Annotated in this window: 20 protein-coding genes; 9 read left to right on the forward strand and 11 right to left on the reverse strand. The window is 64.0% G+C overall.

The window, feature by feature from the left end; translation table 11 throughout:
- Position 1 precedes the first annotated feature (1 nt).
- Positions 2-325 (forward strand): DUF3392 domain-containing protein, encoded by a 324-nt coding sequence (locus ACL9RJ_RS19155; RefSeq protein ID WP_017124863.1) that lies wholly within the window; start codon positions 2-4, stop codon positions 323-325.
- Between the two features lie 225 nt (positions 326-550).
- On the opposite strand, the gene trmB is transcribed toward ACL9RJ_RS19155, so the two are convergent.
- The 4 genes from trmB to ACL9RJ_RS19175 form a co-directional block, all read right to left on the reverse strand.
- The gene (gene trmB / locus ACL9RJ_RS19160; RefSeq protein ID WP_103032759.1) at positions 551-1,276 is read right to left on the reverse strand and encodes a tRNA (guanosine(46)-N7)-methyltransferase TrmB; all 726 of its coding nucleotides are present in this window, start codon (positions 1,274-1,276) and stop codon (positions 551-553) included.
- 9 nt (positions 1,277-1,285) lie between these two features.
- Positions 1,286-2,080 carry a thiazole synthase gene (locus tag ACL9RJ_RS19165; RefSeq protein WP_017124865.1) on the reverse strand — a complete coding sequence of 265 codons (795 nt, stop codon included), beginning with the start codon at positions 2,078-2,080 and terminating at the stop codon, positions 1,286-1,288.
- Positions 2,081-2,145: 65 nt separating this feature from the next.
- Positions 2,146-2,346, reverse strand: coding sequence for a sulfur carrier protein ThiS (gene thiS, locus ACL9RJ_RS19170; protein ID WP_017124866.1), 201 nt, complete (start codon positions 2,344-2,346; stop codon positions 2,146-2,148).
- A 90-nt stretch (positions 2,347-2,436) separates the two neighbouring features.
- Complete coding sequence (locus ACL9RJ_RS19175) at positions 2,437-2,808, reverse strand: DUF423 domain-containing protein (RefSeq protein ID WP_177087060.1); 372 nt, start codon at positions 2,806-2,808, stop codon at positions 2,437-2,439.
- Between the two features lie 70 nt (positions 2,809-2,878).
- On the opposite strand from ACL9RJ_RS19175, the gene mtgA reads away from it, so the two are divergent.
- Positions 2,879-3,601: a monofunctional biosynthetic peptidoglycan transglycosylase gene (gene mtgA / locus ACL9RJ_RS19180; protein ID WP_017124868.1), complete on the forward strand. Its 723-nt coding sequence runs from the start codon at positions 2,879-2,881 to the stop codon at positions 3,599-3,601.
- Positions 3,602-3,807: 206 nt separating this feature from the next.
- Here mtgA and rpoH read toward each other — a convergent pair whose 3' ends face one another.
- From rpoH to ftsY, 4 genes are all read right to left on the reverse strand, one after another.
- Positions 3,808-4,662, reverse strand: coding sequence for an RNA polymerase sigma factor RpoH (rpoH, locus tag ACL9RJ_RS19185; RefSeq protein ID WP_017124869.1), 855 nt, complete (start codon positions 4,660-4,662; stop codon positions 3,808-3,810).
- A gap of 129 nt (positions 4,663-4,791) precedes the next feature.
- Entirely contained in the window at positions 4,792-5,814 is a 1,023-nt protein-coding gene (gene ftsX, locus ACL9RJ_RS19190; RefSeq protein ID WP_017124870.1) for a permease-like cell division protein FtsX, read from the reverse strand.
- Positions 5,811-6,482, reverse strand: coding sequence for a cell division ATP-binding protein FtsE (ftsE, locus tag ACL9RJ_RS19195; protein WP_017124871.1), 672 nt, complete (start codon positions 6,480-6,482; stop codon positions 5,811-5,813). The genes ftsX and ftsE overlap by 4 nt, the downstream gene beginning before the upstream one ends.
- Positions 6,479-7,921, reverse strand: a complete 1,443-nt coding sequence (gene ftsY, locus ACL9RJ_RS19200; protein ID WP_017124872.1) for a signal recognition particle-docking protein FtsY — start codon at positions 7,919-7,921, stop codon at positions 6,479-6,481. The genes ftsE and ftsY overlap by 4 nt, the downstream gene beginning before the upstream one ends.
- Before the next feature lie 174 nt (positions 7,922-8,095).
- Here ftsY and ACL9RJ_RS19205 point away from each other — a divergent pair, with 174 nt between their 5' ends.
- The 6 genes from ACL9RJ_RS19205 (at position 8,096) to ACL9RJ_RS19230 (ending at position 15,614) form a co-directional block, all read left to right on the forward strand.
- Positions 8,096-9,448 (forward strand): M16 family metallopeptidase, encoded by a 1,353-nt coding sequence (locus ACL9RJ_RS19205; protein ID WP_042934812.1) that lies wholly within the window; start codon positions 8,096-8,098, stop codon positions 9,446-9,448.
- Positions 9,445-10,935: a M16 family metallopeptidase gene (locus tag ACL9RJ_RS19210; RefSeq protein ID WP_017124874.1), complete on the forward strand. Its 1,491-nt coding sequence runs from the start codon at positions 9,445-9,447 to the stop codon at positions 10,933-10,935. Before ACL9RJ_RS19205 ends, ACL9RJ_RS19210 begins: the two co-directional genes overlap by 4 nt.
- Positions 10,935-11,549 carry a 16S rRNA (guanine(966)-N(2))-methyltransferase RsmD gene (gene rsmD / locus ACL9RJ_RS19215; RefSeq protein ID WP_017124875.1) on the forward strand — a complete coding sequence of 205 codons (615 nt, stop codon included), beginning with the start codon at positions 10,935-10,937 and terminating at the stop codon, positions 11,547-11,549. Before ACL9RJ_RS19210 ends, rsmD begins: the two co-directional genes overlap by 1 nt.
- Positions 11,550-11,674: 125 nt before the next feature.
- Entirely contained in the window at positions 11,675-13,024 is a 1,350-nt protein-coding gene (locus tag ACL9RJ_RS19220; protein ID WP_422765554.1) for a M16 family metallopeptidase, read from the forward strand.
- Entirely contained in the window at positions 13,017-14,480 is a 1,464-nt protein-coding gene (locus ACL9RJ_RS19225; protein WP_422765555.1) for a M16 family metallopeptidase, read from the forward strand. The genes ACL9RJ_RS19220 and ACL9RJ_RS19225 overlap by 8 nt, the downstream gene beginning before the upstream one ends.
- Before the next feature lie 123 nt (positions 14,481-14,603).
- Positions 14,604-15,614, forward strand: a complete 1,011-nt coding sequence (locus tag ACL9RJ_RS19230; protein ID WP_244861794.1) for a hydrolase — start codon at positions 14,604-14,606, stop codon at positions 15,612-15,614.
- 39 nt (positions 15,615-15,653) lie between these two features.
- Here ACL9RJ_RS19230 and ACL9RJ_RS19235 read toward each other — a convergent pair whose 3' ends face one another.
- From ACL9RJ_RS19235 to ACL9RJ_RS19245, 3 genes are all read right to left on the reverse strand, one after another.
- Positions 15,654-16,637 (reverse strand): hypothetical protein, encoded by a 984-nt coding sequence (locus ACL9RJ_RS19235; RefSeq protein ID WP_177119780.1) that lies wholly within the window; start codon positions 16,635-16,637, stop codon positions 15,654-15,656.
- A 124-nt stretch (positions 16,638-16,761) separates the two neighbouring features.
- Positions 16,762-17,616 (reverse strand): sulfurtransferase, encoded by an 855-nt coding sequence (locus ACL9RJ_RS19240; protein ID WP_212810249.1) that lies wholly within the window; start codon positions 17,614-17,616, stop codon positions 16,762-16,764.
- 40 nt (positions 17,617-17,656) lie between these two features.
- Positions 17,657-18,331, reverse strand: coding sequence for a TetR/AcrR family transcriptional regulator (locus ACL9RJ_RS19245; protein WP_017124880.1), 675 nt, complete (start codon positions 18,329-18,331; stop codon positions 17,657-17,659).
- 153 nt (positions 18,332-18,484) lie between these two features.
- Between ACL9RJ_RS19245 and ACL9RJ_RS19250 the strand changes: the two genes are divergently transcribed.
- The gene (locus tag ACL9RJ_RS19250; RefSeq protein ID WP_212810250.1) at positions 18,485-19,915 is read left to right on the forward strand and encodes a coniferyl aldehyde dehydrogenase; all 1,431 of its coding nucleotides are present in this window, start codon (positions 18,485-18,487) and stop codon (positions 19,913-19,915) included.
- The last annotated feature ends 38 nt before the right edge of the window (positions 19,916-19,953 follow it).

Raw genomic sequence — 19,953 nt, forward strand, 5'->3', positions numbered from 1 at the left:
CATGGACCTGGTACTCGACCTGCTCGCCACGGTGTCACGCTGGAGCCGCAGCAACCTGTCGGAAATTTCCCTGGCACTGGTAGGCTGCCTGCTGGTGCTGTTTGGCGCGGATATCAAGGGTTGGGTCGATCAGCGCCTGGGCAGCATCGCCGGCGCCCTGCGCGTGCCGCTGATGGCGCTGCTGTGCATGATCGGCAGCGGCCTGGCCTTGATCTATGCCACGCCCTGGGTGGTACGCGGCCTGAGCCAGTTCAACAACTACAGCCTCGCGCCGGTGCTGCTGGTAGTACTGGTGCTGATCGGGGTGGTGGCGGACCGGCGCTGACTCTGAAGGTTAACGCCGTCACTGTGGGTGGCTTGCCAGCTCCCACAAGGGACGGGGCTTGACGGTATTTCGCGGTGAACGCGGTTCTGTGGGAGCCGGCTTGCTGGCGATGAGGCCAGTGGGTTTGGCGTTGAACTTACGGACGCCATCGCCGGCAAGCCGGGCTCCCACAAAGGTTGCGGTGTGGGTGAGTGAGGGCGCCGACTCACCCCGCCGCCATGGCCCTCAGGCCAGTTTCTCGAACTTCAGGTCCCAGACCCCGTGTCCCAGGCGCTCGCCACGGCGTTCAAACTTGGTGATCGGGCGCTCGGCCGGGCGTGGTACGCATTTGCCATCTTCGGCCAGGTTGCGGTAACCCGGCGCGACATTCATCACTTCCAGCATGTATTCGGCATAGGGCTCCCAGTCGGTGGCCATGTGCAGGATCCCGCCGACTTTCAGCTTGCTGCGCACCAGCTCGGCGAAGGAGGCCTGGACGATACGACGCTTGTGATGACGGCTCTTGTGCCACGGATCCGGAAAAAACAGCATCAGCCGGTCCAGGCTGTTGTCCGCCACGCAGCGGTTGAGCACTTCGATGGCGTCGCAGTCATAGACCCGCAGGTTCTTCAGACCCTGGGTCAGCACGCCATTGAGCAGCGCGCCAACGCCCGGACGATGCACTTCAACGCCGATAAAGTCCTGCTCCGGCGCAGCCGCCGCCATTTCCAGCAGGGAATGGCCCATGCCGAAACCGATTTCCAGGGAACGCGGCGCGGAACGGCCGAACACCTGGTCGAAATCCACCGGCGCATCGGCCAGCGGCAGGACGAACAGTGGTGCACCCTGCTCCAGGCCCTTCTGCTGGCCTTCGGTCATGCGCCCGGCGCGCATCACGAAACTCTTGATGCGGCGGTGTTGGCGCTCTTCGCCGTCTTCCGTGGAAACTGGCGTGTCGTTCGATTCAGTCATCAAAGGCTCTTACTTGATCAGACCATCCAGCGGCGAGGAAGCGCTGGCATAGAGTTTTTTCGGCATGCGGCCGGCGAGGTAGGCCAGGCGGCCGGCAACGATGGCGTGCTTCATGGCTTCGGCCATCAGGATCGGTTGCTGGGCATGGGCGATGGCCGAGTTCATCAGCACCGCTTCGCAGCCCAGTTCCATGGCGATGGTGGCGTCGGAAGCCGTACCGACGCCGGCATCCACCAGCACGGGGATCTTCGCTTCTTCCAGGATGATCTGCAGGTTGTACGGGTTGCAGATCCCCAGGCCAGTGCCGATCAGGCCGGCCAGCGGCATGACCGCGATGCAGCCGATTTCCGCCAGCTGGCGGGCGATGATCGGGTCATCGCTGGTGTAGACCATCACGTCGAAGCCTTCCTTGACCAGCACTTCGGCGGCCTTGAGGGTTTCGATCACGTTGGGGAACAGGGTCTTCTGGTCGGCCAGGACTTCCAGCTTCACCAGGTTGTGCCCATCCAGCAGTTCACGGGCCAGGCGACAGGTGCGCACGGCCTCGATGGCGTCGTAGCAACCGGCGGTGTTCGGCAGGATGGTGTAGCGATCCGGTGGCAGGATATCCAGCAGGTTCGGTTCACCCGGGTTCTGGCCCAGGTTGGTGCGGCGCACGGCCACGGTGACGATCTCGGCCCCCGAGGCCTCGATGGCAAGGCGGGTTTCTTCCATGTCGCGGTATTTGCCGGTGCCGACCAACAGGCGGGACTGGAAGGTACGGCCGGCCAGCACGAAGGGCTTGTCGCTGCGAACGGTGCTCATTCGGAAATCCTCTTGAAAGGTTGAGGGCTTGCAGGGTGGATCAGGACGCGGGACCGCAGGCGGGCTCAACCGCCACCGATGGCGTGCACCACTTCGACCTGATCGCCTTCACGCAGGGCGGTGTCGGCATGCTGGCTGCGCGGGACGATATCCAGGTTCAGCTCCACCGCTACCCGCCGCCCGGTCAGGTCGAGCCGGGTCAGCAATGCCGCGACGGTTTCGCCGTCGGGCAGTTCAAAGGATTCACCGTTCAATTGAATGCGCATGCGCCGGGCTGCCATCATTTTTAGGGGCCAGCATTCTAGCCCGATCAGTCCGGGCGACCCAAGCCATTCGTCTTGAAATGGACCCGGCAGTCAAGCCAGGCGCCAGGCGGCGAGGCCCAGGCAGAACCAGCCGAGCAGAAACGCCAGGCCGCCGAACGGGGTAATGATGCCCAGCTTGCTCACGCCGGTCAGGGTCAGCAGGTACAGGCTGCCGGAAAACAGCAGGATACCCACCGTGAACGATACGCCGGCCCAGGTCACCAGCCGCCCCGGGATATGCGTGGCCAGCAGGGCGACACCGAACAGCGCCAGGGCATGGATCAACTGGTAGCTGACGCCGGTATGGAAGATCGCCAGGTAGTCCGCGCTCAGGCGGTTCTTCAGGCCATGGGCGGCGAAGGCGCCGAGGGCGACACCGGTGAAACCGAAAAACGCGGCGAGCAGCAGAAAACCACGCAGCATGACGAACTCCATTCAGGGGGCACAGGGTCTGTATAATGGCCCGCTCCCACGCCCCGGCCAAGCCATCTCTATGCTGCGTTTTCTTTTCCGTCGCCTCACCACCGCCCTGAAGTGGTTCGCCATCGCGAGCGTACTGCTGGTGTTGCTGTTCCGCTGGGTGCCGCCACCGGGCACCGCGCTGATGGTCGAGCGCAAGATCGAATCGTGGACCGACGGCGAGCCGATCGACCTGCAACGCACCTGGAAACCCTGGGACCAGATCTCCGACGACCTCAAGGTGGCGGTGATGGCCGGCGAGGACCAGAAGTTCCCAGAGCACTGGGGCTTCGATTTCGGCGCGATCCAGGCCGCGTTCGCCCATAACGAGCGCGGCGGCTCGATCCGCGGCGCCAGCACCCTCAGCCAGCAGGTGTCGAAGAACCTGTTCCTCTGGTCCGGCCGCAGCTACCTGCGCAAGGGGCTGGAAGCCTGGTTTACCGCGCTGATCGAAGTGATGTGGCCCAAACAGCGGATTCTCGAGGTGTACCTCAACAGCGTCGAGTGGGACGAAGGCGTGTTTGGCGCCGAGGCGGCCGCACGACATCACTTTGGTATCAGCGCCGCGGCCCTGTCGCGCCAGCAGGCCAGCCTGCTGGCGGCGGTACTGCCCAATCCCCGCGAGTGGAGTGCCAGCCATCCGAGCACCTACGTGGCGCGCCGCGCCGGCTGGATTCGCCAGCAGATGAGCCAGCTGGGCGGCGATGAGTACCTGGTGGGATTGAATAACTCGCGCAGGGCGCCCTGGGCGCTGTAGCCCGGATAGAGGCGGTGACTGGAAGGACGCCTTCGCGGGCAAGCCCGCTCCCACGGGGGCGTGGGCGTACACAAAACCTGCGTTCGACACTCCCCATGTGGGAGCGGGCTTGCCCGCGAATGGGCCTTCAGCCGCACCACAGGACTTGACCCTTGCATACAAAAACGCCCCGATCAGATCGGGGCGTTTTTTATTGCCTTGAGTGCTTACGCGGCAATCGACAGCTTGAGCTTGTTCATCGCGCTCTTTTCCAGCTGGCGAATCCGCTCGGCGGAGACATTGTACTTCTGCGCCAGGTCGTGCAGCGTGGCTTTATCTTCCGCCAACCAGCGCTGGTAGAGGATGTCGCGGCTACGCTCGTCCAGGACTTCCAGGGCCTCGTGCAGGTTGCTGTTGGAGTTTTCGCTCCAGTCGGCATCCTCCAGCTGGCGTGCCGGATCGTAGCGATGGTCTTCCAGGTAGTTGGCCGGAGACTGGAACGCGCTGTCGTCGTCGGCTTCCGCCGCCGGATCGAACGCCATGTCCTGGCCGGTCAACCGGCTTTCCATCTCGCGCACTTCACGAGGCTCGACCCCGAGGCTTTCCGCCACGCGGTGGACTTCCTCGTTGTTCAACCAGGCCAGGCGTTTCTTCTGGCTGCGCAGGTTGAAGAACAGCTTGCGCTGCGCCTTGGTGGTCGCCACTTTGACGATCCGCCAGTTGCGCAGGATGAATTCGTGGATTTCCGCCTTGATCCAGTGCACGGCGAACGACACCAGGCGCACGCCCATTTCCGGATTGAACCGTTTCACGGCCTTCATCAGGCCGACGTTGCCTTCCTGAATCAGGTCAGCCTGGGCCAGACCGTAGCCGGAATAGCTACGGGCGATATGAACGACAAAACGCAGGTGGGCGAGCACCATCTGCCGAGCCGCCCCCAGATCCTGCTCATAATAGAGACTCTCGGCCAGTTCACGCTCCTGCTCCGGCGTCAGCAGTGGAATGCTGTTCACCGTATTGACGTAGGCCTCCAGGTTCGCACCCGGGACCAGCGCATAGGCAGGTTGCAAAGAAGTGGTCATACGAAAAAACCTCCGACTCACATGACTCGTGCAGTGAAGCACTGCGAAAATTGACCGGGAACCGCAGAACAAGTTCCATGAACAGCCACTACGGTCAATACCAACAAGAACACATTAATTTGACATTAATTACTTCGGCGCCAGCTCGCGAAGATGCCGTGCGACCGCAATCCAAGCACCGATATACCCCAACAGCACCGCGCCAAGCAAGAGCGACAGACCATCGGCAGACGGCACGCCCGCCAGGGCGAAATCGCTGCCGTACAGGCCGGCCAGCCCGACAACCGCCTCGTTCAGCCAGTTGAGGCCGAAAGCCAGGACGCCCCAGGAAAGAATTCCCGCGCCGAAGCCATAAAGCGCGCCCATGTACAGAAACGGCCTACGCACGTAGCTATCAGTGCCGCCCACCAGTTTAATCACTTCGATCTCGGTGCGGCGGTTTTCAATATGAAGACGAATGGTATTGCCTATCACCAAAAGTAATGCAGAAACCAGCAACACCGTCAGGCCGAAGACAAACCGGTCGCCCAGCTTGAGAATCGCCGCCAGGCGTTCGACCCAGACCAGGTCCAGCTGGGCCTGTTGCACCTTGGGCAACTCGGCCAGGCGCTGGCGCAGGGCTTCCAGTGTCGCCTTGTCGACCTCGTTCGGGGTCACCAGGACCACGCCCGGCAGCGGGTTCTGCGGCAGTTCCTTGAGCGCCTCGCCCAGCCCGGACTGCTGCTGGAACTCGTCCAGGGCCTTTTCCTTGCTGATGAACTCGGCATCTGCCACACCCGGCATGGCCTTGATCTGCTCGCTCAGGCTCTCGCCTTCCGTCGGGCTGGCGTCCAGTTGCAGGTACAGCGAAATCTGTGCCGCGCGCTGCCAGGAACCGCCCAGGCGCTCGACGTTGTTGAGCAGCAGCGACAAGCCCATCGGCAGGCTCAGGGCCACGGCCATCACCAGGCAGGTAAAGAAGCTGCCGATCGGCTGCTTGCCCAGGCGGCGCAGGCTGTCCAGCAGGCTGGCACGATGGCTTTCGATCCAGGCGTGCAGCAGGGTGCTGAAGTCCGGGCCGTCGTCTTCGTCGCGTTTCTTTTTCGGTGGCGGCTGATCGGAGGCTTTCGGGGCCACGCGTTCGGCCACTTTCGGGCTGCGGGTCGCACTCATACGCCGGCCTCCCCGTCGCCGATCAATCGGCCGCGTTGCAGGGTCAGCATGCGGTGGCGCATGCGGGCGATCAGCGCCAGGTCGTGGCTGGCGATCAGCACGCTGGTGCCGAGACGGTTGATATCCTCGAACACCCCCATGATTTCCGCCGCCAGGCGCGGGTCGAGGTTACCGGTCGGTTCATCCGCCAGCAGCAATGCCGGACGGTGCACGATGGCCCGGGCAATCCCGACGCGCTGTTGCTGGCCGGTGGACAGGTCGCCGGGGTAGAGGTCGGTCTTGTCCGACAGCGCCACGCGCTCCAGGGCCGAATCCACGCGCTTGGCGACTTCAGCCTTGGACAGGCCGAGGATTTGCAGCGGCAAGGCGACATTATTGAACACCGTGCGATCGAACAGCAGCTGGTGATTCTGGAACACCACGCCGATCTGCCGGCGCAGGAACGGAATCTGCGCATTGCTGATCTGGCCCAGGTCCTGGCCGGCCAGCAGCAGCTTGCCGGTGGTCGGACGCTCCATCGCCAGCAGCAGGCGCAGCAAGGTACTTTTGCCCGCGCCGGAATGCCCGGTCACGAACAGGAATTCACCACGACGCACCCGAAAGCTCAGCTCATGCAAGCCGACGTGACCGTTCGGATAGCGTTTACCGACCTGTTCGAAACGAATCATGAACGCTCCCGCTCGGCGAAAAGGGCTTGGACAAAGGGCTCGGCTTCAAAGGTACGCAGATCGTCGATGCCTTCACCGACACCGATGTAGCGGATCGGCAGGCCAAACTGCTTGGCCAGGGCGAAGATCACCCCGCCCTTGGCGGTGCCATCGAGCTTAGTCAATGCCAGGCCGGTCAGCTGTACCGTCTGGTTGAATTGCTTGGCCTGGTTGATGGCGTTCTGCCCGGTACCGGCATCGAGCACCAGCAGCACTTCATGCGGTGCGTCGGCATCCAGCTTGCCGATCACCCGGCGAACCTTCTTCAGTTCTTCCATCAGGTTGTCTTTGGTGTGCAGGCGACCGGCGGTATCGGCGATCAGCACATCGATGCCGCGGGCCTTGGCCGCCTGCACCGCATCGAAGATCACCGAAGCCGAATCGGCGCCGGTGTGCTGGGCGATCACCGGAATGCTGTTGCGCTCGCCCCAGACCTGCAATTGCTCCACCGCGGCGGCGCGGAAGGTATCGCCCGCCGCCAGCATGACCTTCTTGCCTTCCAGTTGCAGCTTTTTGGCCAGCTTGCCGATGGTGGTGGTCTTGCCCGCGCCATTGACGCCGACGACCAGGATCACGAAAGGCTTGTGCCGCGTGTCGATCTGCAGCGGCTGCTCGACGGGCTTGAGCATGGCGGCCAGCTCGGCCTGCAGCGACTTGTAGAGCGCATCGCTGTCGGTCAACTGCTTGCGCGCGACCTTCTGGGTCAGGCTCTGGATGATCACGCCGGTGGCTTCGACGCCGACGTCGGCGGTCAGCAGGCGGGTTTCGAGTTCTTCGAGCAGGTCATCGTCGATGGCCTTCTTGCCGAGGAACAGGCTGGCCATGCCTTCGCCAAGGCTGGCGCTGGTCTTCGACAGGCCCTGCTTGAGACGGGCAAAGAAACCGGCCTTGGTTTCCTCCGCGGCGGGCTTGACCGGCTCCGCGGCCACGGGCTCGACAACCACCACTGGCGCGGGGGCGGCAGCCACAGGAGCGATGACCGGCGCAGATGCAGGCGCCTCGACCACAGCCGGTTGCACGATGGGCGCAATCGCAGGCTCGGGCTCGGCGACCAACGGCGTCGGCGCGACGACTTCGGCCACCGGCGGAATCGGCGGCGCGACATGCTCGGCCTGCACATCTTCCACCAGGGCCACCGGCTCTTCGGCCACGGGCAGGGTCAGCCACGGCTCGGGCGCCGCAGCGGCCTCGATCGGCGCTTGTTCGATCAGCGGCGCGACCACCGGCAACGGCTCGACGGCGACCGGGGCGGTCTCGACCAACGCTGCCGGCGCGGCTTCAGGCTGGGCTTGTGGCTGTTCGACGACGGCTTCCTGCGGCTTTTTGCGCAGCCATCCGAACAGGCTTTTTTTCTCGCCAGCCGCAGCTGGGGTCTTCTTGTCGTCGTTGGAACCAAACATGGAGGACGGCTATCTCAAGGTAGCGACGCGCCAAGGGGGCGCTTCGGCAAATAATATTCTGATGCGTAACAGACTGCTTTTTGACCAGATTGTTCGCGCGCAACACAGTATCCTAGCACCTCCTCGCCCGCCTACGCTAAGACCAAGCGGGCCGTCCTACAGGTTTAAAAACGAATGAATGCTCTAGCCCGCCGCGCTGCTGGCCTGTTGCTCAGCACGCTCTGTCTGCCGCTTTCAGCCCTGGCTGCCGATCCACAACCGACCCACGAGTTCACCCTCGACAACGGCCTGAAGGTCGTCGTCCGTGAAGATCACCGCGCGCCCGTGGTGGTTTCGCAGATCTGGTACAAGGTCGGCTCGAGCTACGAGACGCCGGGCCAGACCGGCCTTTCCCATGCCCTGGAACACATGATGTTCAAGGGCAGCGAGAAAGTCGGCCCCGGCGAAGCCTCGCTGATCCTGCGGGACCTGGGGGCCGAGGAAAACGCCTTCACCAGCGACGACTACACGGCCTATTACCAGGTCCTGGCCCGTGATCGCCTGGGTGTCGCCTTCGAACTGGAAGCCGACCGCATGGCCAGCCTGCGCCTGCCGGCCGACGAGTTCAGCCGCGAGATCGAAGTGATCAAGGAAGAACGCCGCCTGCGCACCGACGACAAGCCGATGGGCAAGGCCTACGAGCGCTTCAAGGCGATGGCCTACCCGGCCAGTGGCTACCACACGCCGACCATCGGCTGGATGGCCGACCTCGACCGCATGAAAGTCGAGGAACTGCGCCACTGGTATCAGTCCTGGTATGTGCCGAACAACGCCACCCTGGTGGTGGTCGGCGACGTGACCCCGGATGAAGTGAAGAACCTGGCCCAGCGCTACTTCGGCGCGATCCCCCGGCGCGACACGCCGCCGGCGAAGATTCCGCGTGAGCTGGACGAACCCGGCGAACGGCTGATCACCCTGCATGTGAAGACCCAGCTGCCGAGCCTGATGCTCGGGTTCAACGTACCGAGCATCGCCACCGCCCAGGACCCGCGTTCGGTCAACGCCCTGCGCCTGATCGCCGCCCTGCTCGACGGCGGCTACAGTGCCCGCCTGTCCTCCCAGCTGGAACGTGGCGAAGAGCTGATCTCCGGCGGTTCGGCCAGCTACGACGCCTACACCCGTGGCGACAGCCTCTTTACCCTGTCGGCGACGCCGAACACGCAGAAGAAGAAAACCCTGGCCGATACCGAAGCCGGTCTCTGGCGCCTGCTGGACCAGCTGAAGACCAAGCCGCCCACCGCCGAGGAACTGGAACGCGTGCGCGCCCAGGTCATCGCCGGGCTGGTCTACGAGCGTGACTCCATCACCAGCCAGGCCACCGCCATCGGCCAGCTGGAAACCGTCGGCCTGTCCTGGAAACTGATGGACAGCGAACTGGCCGAACTGCAAAGCGTGACGCCGGAGGATATCCAGAAGGCCGCTCGCACCTATTTCATCCGCGAACGTCTCAGCGTCGCCCATGTATTGCCCGAGGAGACCCGCCCATGAGCAAGCCCAAGGGTTCCTGTTTCACCCTGCTCGGCCTGGCCCTGATCGTGACCGCCGGCAGTCTCGGCCTGTCCCTGCTCGGCACCCGCGTCGCCCTGGCCAGCGAGGCGCTGGAAGAGGCCAGGTCGGGCCACAAACTGCAATCGCTGGCCGAACTCGATGACAAGGCCCCGGCGCGGCGCACCTTGAACGTGCAGACCTGGAACACCGCCGAAGGCGCCAAGGTGCTGTTCGTCGAGGCCCATGAGCTGCCGATGTTCAACCTGCGCCTGACCTTCGCCGCCGGCAGCAGCCAGGACGGCAAGACCCCCGGCCTGGCCGTGCTGACCAACGCCATGCTCAATGAAGGCGTGGCCGGCAAGGACGTCGGTGCCATCGCCCAGGGCTTCGAAGGGCTCGGCGCAGACTTCGGCAACGGTGCCTACAAGGACATGGCGATTGCTTCGCTGCGCAGCCTCAGCGCCGCCGACAAACGCGAACCGGCACTCAAGCTGTTCGCCGAAGTCGTCGGCAAGCCGACCTTCCCGGCCGGCTCGCTGGCGCGGATCAAGAACCAGTTGCTGGCCGGCTTCGAGCTCCAGAAGCAGAACCCCGGCAAGCTGGCGAGCCAGGACCTGTCCCAGCGCCTGTATGGCGAGCATCCCTATGGCCATGCCAGCGAGGGCACGGCGAAAAGCATCCCGCCGATCACCCTCGCGCAACTGCGGGCGTTCCATGCCAAGGCCTATGCCGCCGGCAACGTGGTGATCGCCCTGGTCGGCGACCTCTCGCGCAGCGAAGCCGAAACCCTGACCGCCCAGGTCTCGGCCGCCCTGCCGAAAGGCCCGGCCCTGGCGAAAATCGCCCCGGCCAAGGACCCGCAACCCAGCACAGGGCATATCGAGTTCCCGTCCAAGCAGACCACCATTCTGCTGGCACAGATGGGTATCGACCGCGCCGACCCCGACTACGCGGCCCTGTCCCTGGGCAACCAGATTCTCGGCGGCGGCGGCTTCGGCACGCGCCTGATGAGTGAAGTCCGGGAAAAGCGCGGCCTGACCTACGGGGTCTACTCTGGGTTCAGCCCGATGCAGGCCCGCGGCCCCTTCATGATCAACCTGCAGACCCGTGCCGAGATGAGCGAAGGCACGCGCAAGCTGGTCGAGGAAGTCCTGGCCGACTACCTGAAGTCCGGTCCGACCCAGAAGGAACTCGACGACGCCAAGCGCGAAATGGCCGGCAGCTTCCCGCTGTCCAACGCCAGCAACAGCGATATCGTCGGCCAACTGGGCTCCATCGGTTTCTATGACCTGCCGCTGAACTATCTGGAAGACTTCATGCAGCAGACCCAGGCGCTGACCGTCGAGCAGGTCAAGGCGGCCATGAACAAACACCTGGATGTCGACAAGATGATCGTCGTCACCGCAGGTCCCACGGTGCCGCAAAAGCCGCTGCCGCCGCCGACTGACAAACCCGCCGAGCAGCCACTCGGGGTTCCGGAGCACTAATGGCCAGTTCATCACGTCCCAGCAAGAAACCCGCGCACACGCATAACGGCGTGAACCAGTTGCGTATCATCGGTGGCGAATGGCGCAGTCGGCGCCTGAGCTTTCCCGATGTCCTGGGCCTGCGGCCGACCCCGGACCGCGTGCGCGAAACCCTGTTCAACTGGCTCGCGCCCTATGTGGCCGGGGCCAAGGTGCTCGACCCGTTCGCCGGCAGCGGCGCCCTGTTCCTCGAGGCCCTGTCCCGTGGCGCCGCCATGGGCCAGGCGCTGGATGCCAGCAATGTGGCGGTGTCGAGCCTGCGCGAACACCTGGGCACCCTGCGTTGCAGCGTCGGCCAGGTCCAGACCGCCGACGCCCTGCGCTACCTGGAAACCCAGGCGGCCACGGCATTCGACCTGGTGTTCCTCGACCCGCCGTTCAACCAGAACCTGCTGCCGGGCGTCTGCGCCCTGCTGGAAGAACGCCAGTGGCTGGCCGATGACGCCTGGGTCTATACCGAAAGCGAAACCGCGCCCTCGACCCTCGGCCTGCCGGGCAACTGGCGCCTGCACCGCGAGCAGAAGTCGGGGCGGGTCTACTACGCGCTGTGGCAACGCAGCGTAGCGGCGCTGTAGACCGCTCCCCGATGACGGCCCGGTGATCCCCGGGCCGTCATCACTATTCCTGTACCGCCATCGCCCCCGCCAGCCGGATCACTGTGTGCCTTCGAAAACCGCAAGGACACAAGGATCCCTCACCGATGAAACGCCCCACCCTGCGCCTCGCGCTCGGCCTGCTCCTGCCGCCGGCCGTCGCCCTCGCCGCCCCTCCCATGCCCGACACCCACGAACTCAGGCTGGACAATGGCCTGAAAATCATCGTGCGCGAAGATCATCGGGCCCCCGTCGTGGCCGCCCAGCTCTGGTACAAGGTCGGTTCCAGCCACGAACCGCCGGGAGCATCAGGCCTCTCCCACGCGCTGGAGCACATGCTGTTCCAGGGCAGCAGCAAAGTCTGTCCCGGCCAGGCGCTCCAGGTCATGGAGCGCCTGGGGGCCGAGATCAACGCCTTCACCAATCATGACGCCACCACCTACGAATACCTGATGCCGCGCCAGGTCCTGGGCGTCGCCCTGGAAATCATGGCCGATCAGATGAGTTCCGCACGACTTTCGCCTGCCGCCTTTCGACGGGAAATCGAGGTGATCAAGAACGAGCGGCTGCAGAACATCGATGATGTCCCCTGGGCAATACTCGACGAGAAGATGCGCAGCCTCGCCTTTCCCACCAGCGGCTATCGCACCTCGACCGTCGGTTGGCAACACGACCTGCACCGCATGAATACCCGGCAACTGCAAGGCTGGTACGCCAGTTGGTACGCGCCGAACAACGCCACCCTGGTAGTGGTCGGCGATGTCACCCTCAAGGAGGTCGAGCCCCTGGCCCGGCGCTACTTCGCCGACCTGCCCAGCCGGGCCCTGCCTGAGACCAGGCGTCCGCTGGAGCTGAACGAGCCGGGTGAGCGACGGATTACCCTGCAGACCCACAATGAGTTTCCCAGCCTGATCATGGCGTTCAACGTGCCCAGCCTGGTGACCGCCAGCGATCCGCATACCGCGCACACCTTGCGCCTGCTCAATGAACTGCTCGGCGTCGGCCCCGGCTCGCGGATTTTCAGACAGCTGAAGTTCCGTGAAGAGCTGATCACCCGCGCGCACTCCCGCTACGAGGCCTTCAACCGCGGAGATGCCTTGCTGAAGATCGCTGTCGACCTGGATACCCAGAAAAATCCCGGCCTGGATGATATCGAGGCACGCCTGTGGCAACTGCTCGACGAACTCAAGCAATCGCCTGTCAGCGCGCAGGAACTAGAGCGCGCGCGGATCCGGATGATGGCGCAACGCATCTTTGCCCTCGACTCGGTGGAAAACCAGGCACAGAAACTCGGGGCCCTGGAAAGCGTCGGCCTGTCGTGGACCCTGGAAGAACGCGAACAGGAGCAACTGAAGGCCGTCACTCCCCTGGATATTCAACGCGCCGCACAAACCTATTTCACCCACGAGCGGCTCAGCGTCGCCCTGGCCAGCCCTGGGAAAAACCCTCATGAATAAGGCTCATCCGCTGTTATCGAGCGTCCTGCTGACGCTGCTCGCCGCCCTCCCTGGCCCCAGTTCGGCAGCGCCTGCCGGCGTCGACCTGACGAGCGTCGATCCCCTGCAATCGCTGGACGAGGTCCGGCAGCTGGCGCCCGCCCCCACTACCCGCGTCGTGCGCGGCTGGAAAACCCTCAACGGGACCAAGGTGCTGTTCGTCGAAACCCATGGCCTGCCGTTGCTCGATGTGGCCGTGAGCTTTGCCGCGGGCAGCCGCTACGACGGCGAACAACCCGGCCTGGCGGCCATGACCCTGAGCCTGCTCAACGAAGGCTCCGAGGGTAAAGATGTCGACGCGATAATGACCGCGTTCGACAGCCTGGGAGTGAAGGTCAGCAATGGCATCGACCGCGATCATGGATTTTTCACCCTGCGCAGCCTCAGCGACGATTCCATCCGCACAGAGGCCCTGCAATTGTTGAGCGAAGTGCTGAGCAAGCCCAGCTTCGGCAGCGATGCCATTCGCCGGGTAAAGAGCGAGATCCTCGACCAGCAAATGCGCCAGGATATCGCCTTCGACACCTGGATCAGTCACCGCTTCACACCGCCGCTCTACTCACGACATCCCTATGCCCAGCCGCTCTATGGCACCCGGGAAAGTATCGGGAATATCACTGTCGAGCAGCTACGGGCCTTTCACAAGAAGGCTTATAGCGCGGGCAATGCAATCATCGTGTTGGTCGGCGATCTCTCGCTGGAGCAGGCACAGCGCATCAGCGTGCAGATTTCCGACGCCTTGCCCAACGGCCCGGCATTGCCACAAACCGCCAGCGCCCGGTCTGAAGACAGCACCGTCGGCACCACCCATATCGAACGGCCGACCACCCTGGTGCACCTGGATTTCGCCCAGATCGCCGCACCGCGCAGCCATCCCGACTACGTCGCCCTCTATGTGGCCAGCCTGATCTTTGGCGGCGGCTTCGACAGTCGCCTGATGACGGTATTGCGCGAACAGCATGGCGTCACCTACTCGGCGCTGGCCCAGCTCAAGAACTGGCAAGCCCGCGGCCCGTTCCACATCAGCCTCTCGACTCCTCCCGAATACCGTGAAGCGGTCATTGAGCGGATCAAGCAGATGTTCGAACAGCTACTGAGGGAGGGCCCGACCGAGCAGGAACTGCAGAATGCCCAGCAGAGCCTGCGCGGTGACATGACGCTGGATGGCGCCAGCAATGCGGATATCCTCCAGGCGCTGCTGGTGATCGCCCGTCACGACCTGCCCCTGAGCCTGACGGACTACGCCGAACAGGCGCAACAACTGACCCGCGAAACCATCAGGAGCGCCTTGAACGCGCATTTCGCCGCCGACAGCTGGGTGGTGACCAGTACCGGCCCCAGCGTCCCCCAGCAAGCCTTGCCCGATCTTCAGGTACAAGGGCCCACCTGCCAGCCCCGCGCCCTGCCGTCCGGATAAAAAGCTGCGGGAATGGACGGGACTGTGGCAATTTAGACGTATTGCACGCGCAAGCGTGGCTGCCATGGCGACTGGCATATGTCAGCGCCGGTCCCGTCCATTCCCACTCCGAGATTCGCTGCGTTGCCGTCACCTTCCCAGCCCATTCATTTGCCGGGCTTCACTCCCGCCCCAGGCCTGGGCAATCCGCACCTGCAGACCCTGTGGGGCCCTCTCTGGCGCAAGACCGTGCACCTGGACCGCCAGCGCGAACGCCTGTGGCTCGAAGACGGCGACTTCCTCGACCTCGACTGGCACGGCCCGCACGCCGCCGATACCCCGCTGGTGCTGATCCTCCACGGGCTGACCGGCTCGTCGAACTCGCCCTATGTCGCCGGCCTGCAACAGGCGCTGGCCAACCAGGGCTGGGCCAGCGTGGCGCTGAACTGGCGCGGCTGCTCGGGGGAACCCAACCTGCTGGCGCGCAGTTATCACTCCGGGGCCAGCGAGGACCTGGCGGCGACGATCGCCCATCTCAAGACCCTGCGCCCGCTGGCGCCCCTCTATGCCGTGGGTTATTCCCTGGGCGGCAATGTGCTGCTCAAGCATCTCGGGGAAAGTGGCGGGGACAGCGGCCTGCAAGGCGCCGTCGCGGTGTCGGTGCCGTTTCGCCTGGACCAGTGCGCCGACCGCATCGGCCAGGGGTTTTCGCGGATCTATCAGGCGCACTTCATGCGCGAGATGCTGGCTTATATCAAGAACAAGCAGCGCCAGTTCCAGCACGACGGCCGGATCGACGGCCTGGCGACCCTGAGCGATCTGGGACCGTTGACGGGCATGCGCACCTTCTGGGATTTCGATGGCCGGGTCACCGCGCCCCTGCACGGCTTTGCCGATGCCGAGGATTATTATCGCCGCGCCTCCAGCCGCTATTTCCTCGGTGAGATCCGCACCCCGACCCTGATCATCCAGGCGGCGGACGATCCCTTCGTGTTTCGCCACAGCCTGCCGGAACCCGGCGAGCTGGCGCCGGGCACCGAATTCGAACTACAGGCCAAGGGCGGCCATGTGGGGTTCGTCGACGGCTCGCTGGGCAAGCCGGGGTACTATCTGGAGCGACGCATTCCGCAATGGCTGGCCGCCCGGGAAGGTTGAGCGCAATGCGCGGGGTCTTTCTATCGACCCGATGATCGATCAGGCATATTCCTGGTAGGTGACAAAGCCCACCGGGGTGGCGATATCATTCAATAGCGGCACGGCTATCTGCCCATTCCCATAGCCTTCCGGCTGATCATGGGCCCAGGCAAACACCTCGGCTTCGAGATTCGCATCCACCTGCCAGTCTTCCAGCATTTCAATGTCGCGGTCCTGCAAGGGCTTATCGGCGAAACTCAGGGTTTCCATGCCTGTTTCGTTGCCCTCGGCATCGAACCAGACCCATTCCGATTCCGGATCGAGCTTGTCGGTCAATCCAGCCCGGGGGCCGACGGTGTCCCGGGCGCTGTCTGCCAGCTCGTTGTACTCGGGACCTTGCAAGGCCCATGTCTTCATGTCCAGGGCGACGCCTATGTCCACGCCATGGTGCGGGTCTATGTCCCTGGCATAGATCTGATCCAGCACATCGGCGAGCGGCCCGACCTTGCCCTTGAGCGAGACCAGCGATTCGACGATCTCTGTCTCGGCCGCTGCCAGAAAACCTGCGAAATCGCTCATCCCCGCCTCGTGAACCAGGCGCAGGCCGAGCTCACGGATGTTGAAAAAGTTGCTGCCCGCGACCAGGCTGAACAGGTGGTCGATGCTGTCTGAAAACAGACCCAATTGTGCATCGGTCAGTTGGTCGAGCGTACCGGAATCAAGATGACGGAAGATAAGCTGCGCCTGAGTCGAGATATTCGAGGTGGGGTGCAGCGCATCCCGAACAAGCTGCAGGGAAGCCTGATGCAGTTCGAACGCCCGCTCCTCGAAGACCTTGCCGACCTCGACGTCTTTGTCCGGCAACACGCTGCGACCGAGGGCGAGCATCTGCTGATGGCTGTTGTTCGCCAGGGCCTCGAAGTGCCTGGCCAGAGGCTCCATCTGCCCGCTGTAGCGTGGCTCGGCAGGGATTGCCCCTGCCCGTTCGGCCACGGCCCCTGGCGGTCCCGGATCGAACGGGTTATCCAACACGACCTGTCCCATAAAAATCTCCTGTCTGCGTTCTATCAAAGAGCTTTCTACAGCGTGGATAGCTCCACGCTCACAGGGGATTAGGCCCGCCAGGGAGTCAGGCGTGTATATAGATAAATATTGATCGCCGCGGCAATCAGTCGCCCGTCGCCACCGCTCGTTGCGGATCGGTGATCCACTCGCTCCACGAGCCGGCATACAGCGTCCCCAACGGATAACCCGCCAGGCTCAAGGCGAACAGGTTGTGGCAGGCCGTCACCCCGGAGCCGCAGTACGCCACCAGCTCCCGCGGCGAACGGTCGCCCAGTTGCCCGGCAAATCGCTGCCTGAGCTGCTCGGCCGGCAGAAAACGCCCATCGGCACCGAGGTTCTCGCTGAACGCCGCGCACTGGGCGCCGGGGATATGCCCGGCAACCGGGTCGATCGGCTCGACCTCGCCACGAAAACGCGGCTGCGCGCGCGCATCGAGCAAGGTCAGGGAGGCCTGGCCGAGACGCTCTTGCAATTGCTGCGCGCTGATCTGCAACGAAGGGTCGGCCGTGCCGCTGAAGGTCCCGCGGGTGGCCGGCGGCGGGTTCAGGCTCAGCGGCTGCCCGGCGCCATGCCAGGCCTTCAGGCCGCCATCGAGAATGAATACCCCGTCGCGCTTGCCCAGCCAGGCCAGCAACCACCAGGCCCGCGCCGCGTACATGCCGGGACCGTCGTCATACAGCACGATCTCGCTGTCGACGCTGACGCCCCAGGCTTGCAGGCGCTGCACCAGCGCCGTCGGCTCTGGCAGCGGATGGCGGCCGGTCACGCCCCGGGTCACCGGGCCGCTGAGGTCGCGCTCCAGGTCGGCGAAGTGCGCGCCCTCGATATGCCCCTGGGCATAGCTGCGCTGGCCGTAGTCCGGGTCTTCCAGGGCGAAACGACAATCCAGGATCACCAACCCCGGCCGGGCCTGGCGCTCGGCCAGTTGCTGCGGGCTGATCAGTTGCGCAAGGGGCATGATGCATTCCTCGTAAGTGGGTAAAGAACAACGTTCATGATCATTCCTGCACGTCCTCCAGCGCCTGGGCCAGCGGGACGTAGAACTCGTTCAGCAGCTTGTCCACCGCCGCCCGGGCCTGGGCCGTGACAAATCCCGACTCCAGCACCAGCACCTGATACACCCCGCGCTTGATCGACTCCTCGCTCAAGTGATTGGCGTTTTCCCGGGTGGTGCTCAGGAACCGGACCCAGGACGTCAGGATGATCCAGGCATTGAGGGTCAGGGACTCGGTCTGCACGGCGTCCATGGCCAGGATCCCGGCCTCGACGAAGCCGCCGTAGATAGCCTGCCCCTGGATCAGGCAACGCTGGGAAAACCGTCGATAACGGGCCGCCAGTTCGGCATCGCTTTCCAGCAGGTGTTCGAGATCGCGGTGCAGGAAACGATAGCGCCACATCGCCGCCAGCAGCGCCTTGAGATAGAAGCGCTTGTCGTCGATGGTCGCGACGCGGCCCTGGGGCGGGCGCAGGAAGCTGTCCACCAGCGCTTCGTACTCGGCGAACAGCACGGCGATGATCGCCTGCTTATTGGGGAAGTGGTAGTAGAGGTTGCCCGGCGAAATATCCATGTGCGCCGCGATGTGATTGGTGCTGACACTGCGCTCGCCCTGCTGGTTGAACAGATCCAGGCTGTTCTGGACGATGCGCTCACTGGTTTTTATTCGTGGGGCCATGACTTCAGCTTTACTTCAAGAGTGCGGTGCCAGGCATCTTACGACCTATCCGGCAGCGGATAAACGGTCGGCGTCGAACACGGCTGTTGACTTTTTGGAGTACAAGCTCTAAACATTTGTTTAAAAATAAAAACACATTTAATGGAGCGCGCCATGTCTGCCGAAATTGCCTACCTGCAGGAGTCACAGCAGCAACTGGGCGAGCTCCAGCGTCTGTTTCAGGTCCAGCGCCAGGCCTATGCGGCGCATCCGATGCCGCCGGCCGAACAACGCCGGCAATGGCTCGACAGCCTGCGCCAGTTGCTGAGCGACGAACGGCAGGCCCTGGTCGAGGCCATCAGCCACGATTTCGGCAACCGCAGCGCCGACGAAACCCTGCTCGCCGAGCTGATGCCCAGCCTGCATGCTCTCCATTACGCCCGCCGGCATCTCAAGGGCTGGATGAAACCGGCGCGGCGCAAGGTCGGCCTGGCCTTCCAGCCGGCTTCGGCCAAGGTGGTCTACCAGCCACTGGGCGTGGTCGGGGTGATCGTGCCGTGGAACTACCCGTTGTTCCTCGCCATCGGCCCGCTGGTCGGTGCTCTCTCGGCGGGCAATCGGGTAATGCTCAAGCTCAGCGAGTCGACACCGGCCACCGGCCTGCTGCTCAAGGAATTGCTCGGCCGGGTGTTTCCCGAGGACCTGGTGTGCGTGGTGCTGGGCGAGGCGGAAGTCGGCATGGCGTTCTCCAAACTGCCGTTCGACCACCTGCTGTTCACCGGTGCTACCAGCATCGGCAGGCACGTCATGCGCGCCGCCGCCGAGAACCTGACCCCGGTGACCTTGGAGCTCGGCGGCAAGTCGCCGGCGATTGTCTCCAGCGATGTACCGCTCGAGGACGCCGCCGAACGCATCGCCTTCGGCAAGACCCTGAACGCCGGCCAGACCTGCGTGGCCCCGGACTATGTCCTGGTCCCCGAAGAACGCGTCGGCTCCTTCGTCGAGGCCTACCGCCAGGCGGTGCGCAGCTTCTACCCGAGCCTGGTCGACAACCCGGACTACACCAGCATCATCAACGAGCGGCAGTTGGCGCGGCTCAACGGCTACCTCAGCGATGCCACCAGCAAGGGCGCGCTGCTGATCCCGATGTTCGAGCAAGGCCAGCAACGCCGCATGGGCCACAGCCTGCTGTTGAACGTCAGCGACGACATGACCCTGATGCAGGATGAAATCTTCGGCCCGCTGCTGCCGATCGTCCCGTACAAGGGCCTCGATGAAGCATTTGCCTACATCAATCGGCGCCCTCGCCCACTAGCGCTCTACTACTTCGGATACAACAAGGCCGAGCAGGCCCGCGTCCTCCACGAAACCCATTCCGGCGGTGTCTGCCTCAACGACACCTTGTTGCATGTCCCCCAGGAGGACCTGCCGTTCGGCGGTATCGGGCCGTCGGGCATGGGCCATTACCACGGCCATGAAGGTTTCCTGACCTTCAGCAAGGCCAAGGGCGTGCTGACCAAGCAACGCTTCAACGCCGCACGGCTGATCTACCCACCTTATGGAAAATCGATCCAGAAGCTGATCCAGAAGCTGTTTGTCCGCTGATCCGTGTCCCTTGCGTCAAAAACAACCACTCAGGTGAA

The sequence above is a fragment of the Pseudomonas sp. Mn2068 genome, from assembly GCF_049319725.1.
Lineage (GTDB): Bacteria > Pseudomonadota > Gammaproteobacteria > Pseudomonadales > Pseudomonadaceae > Aquipseudomonas > Aquipseudomonas gingeri.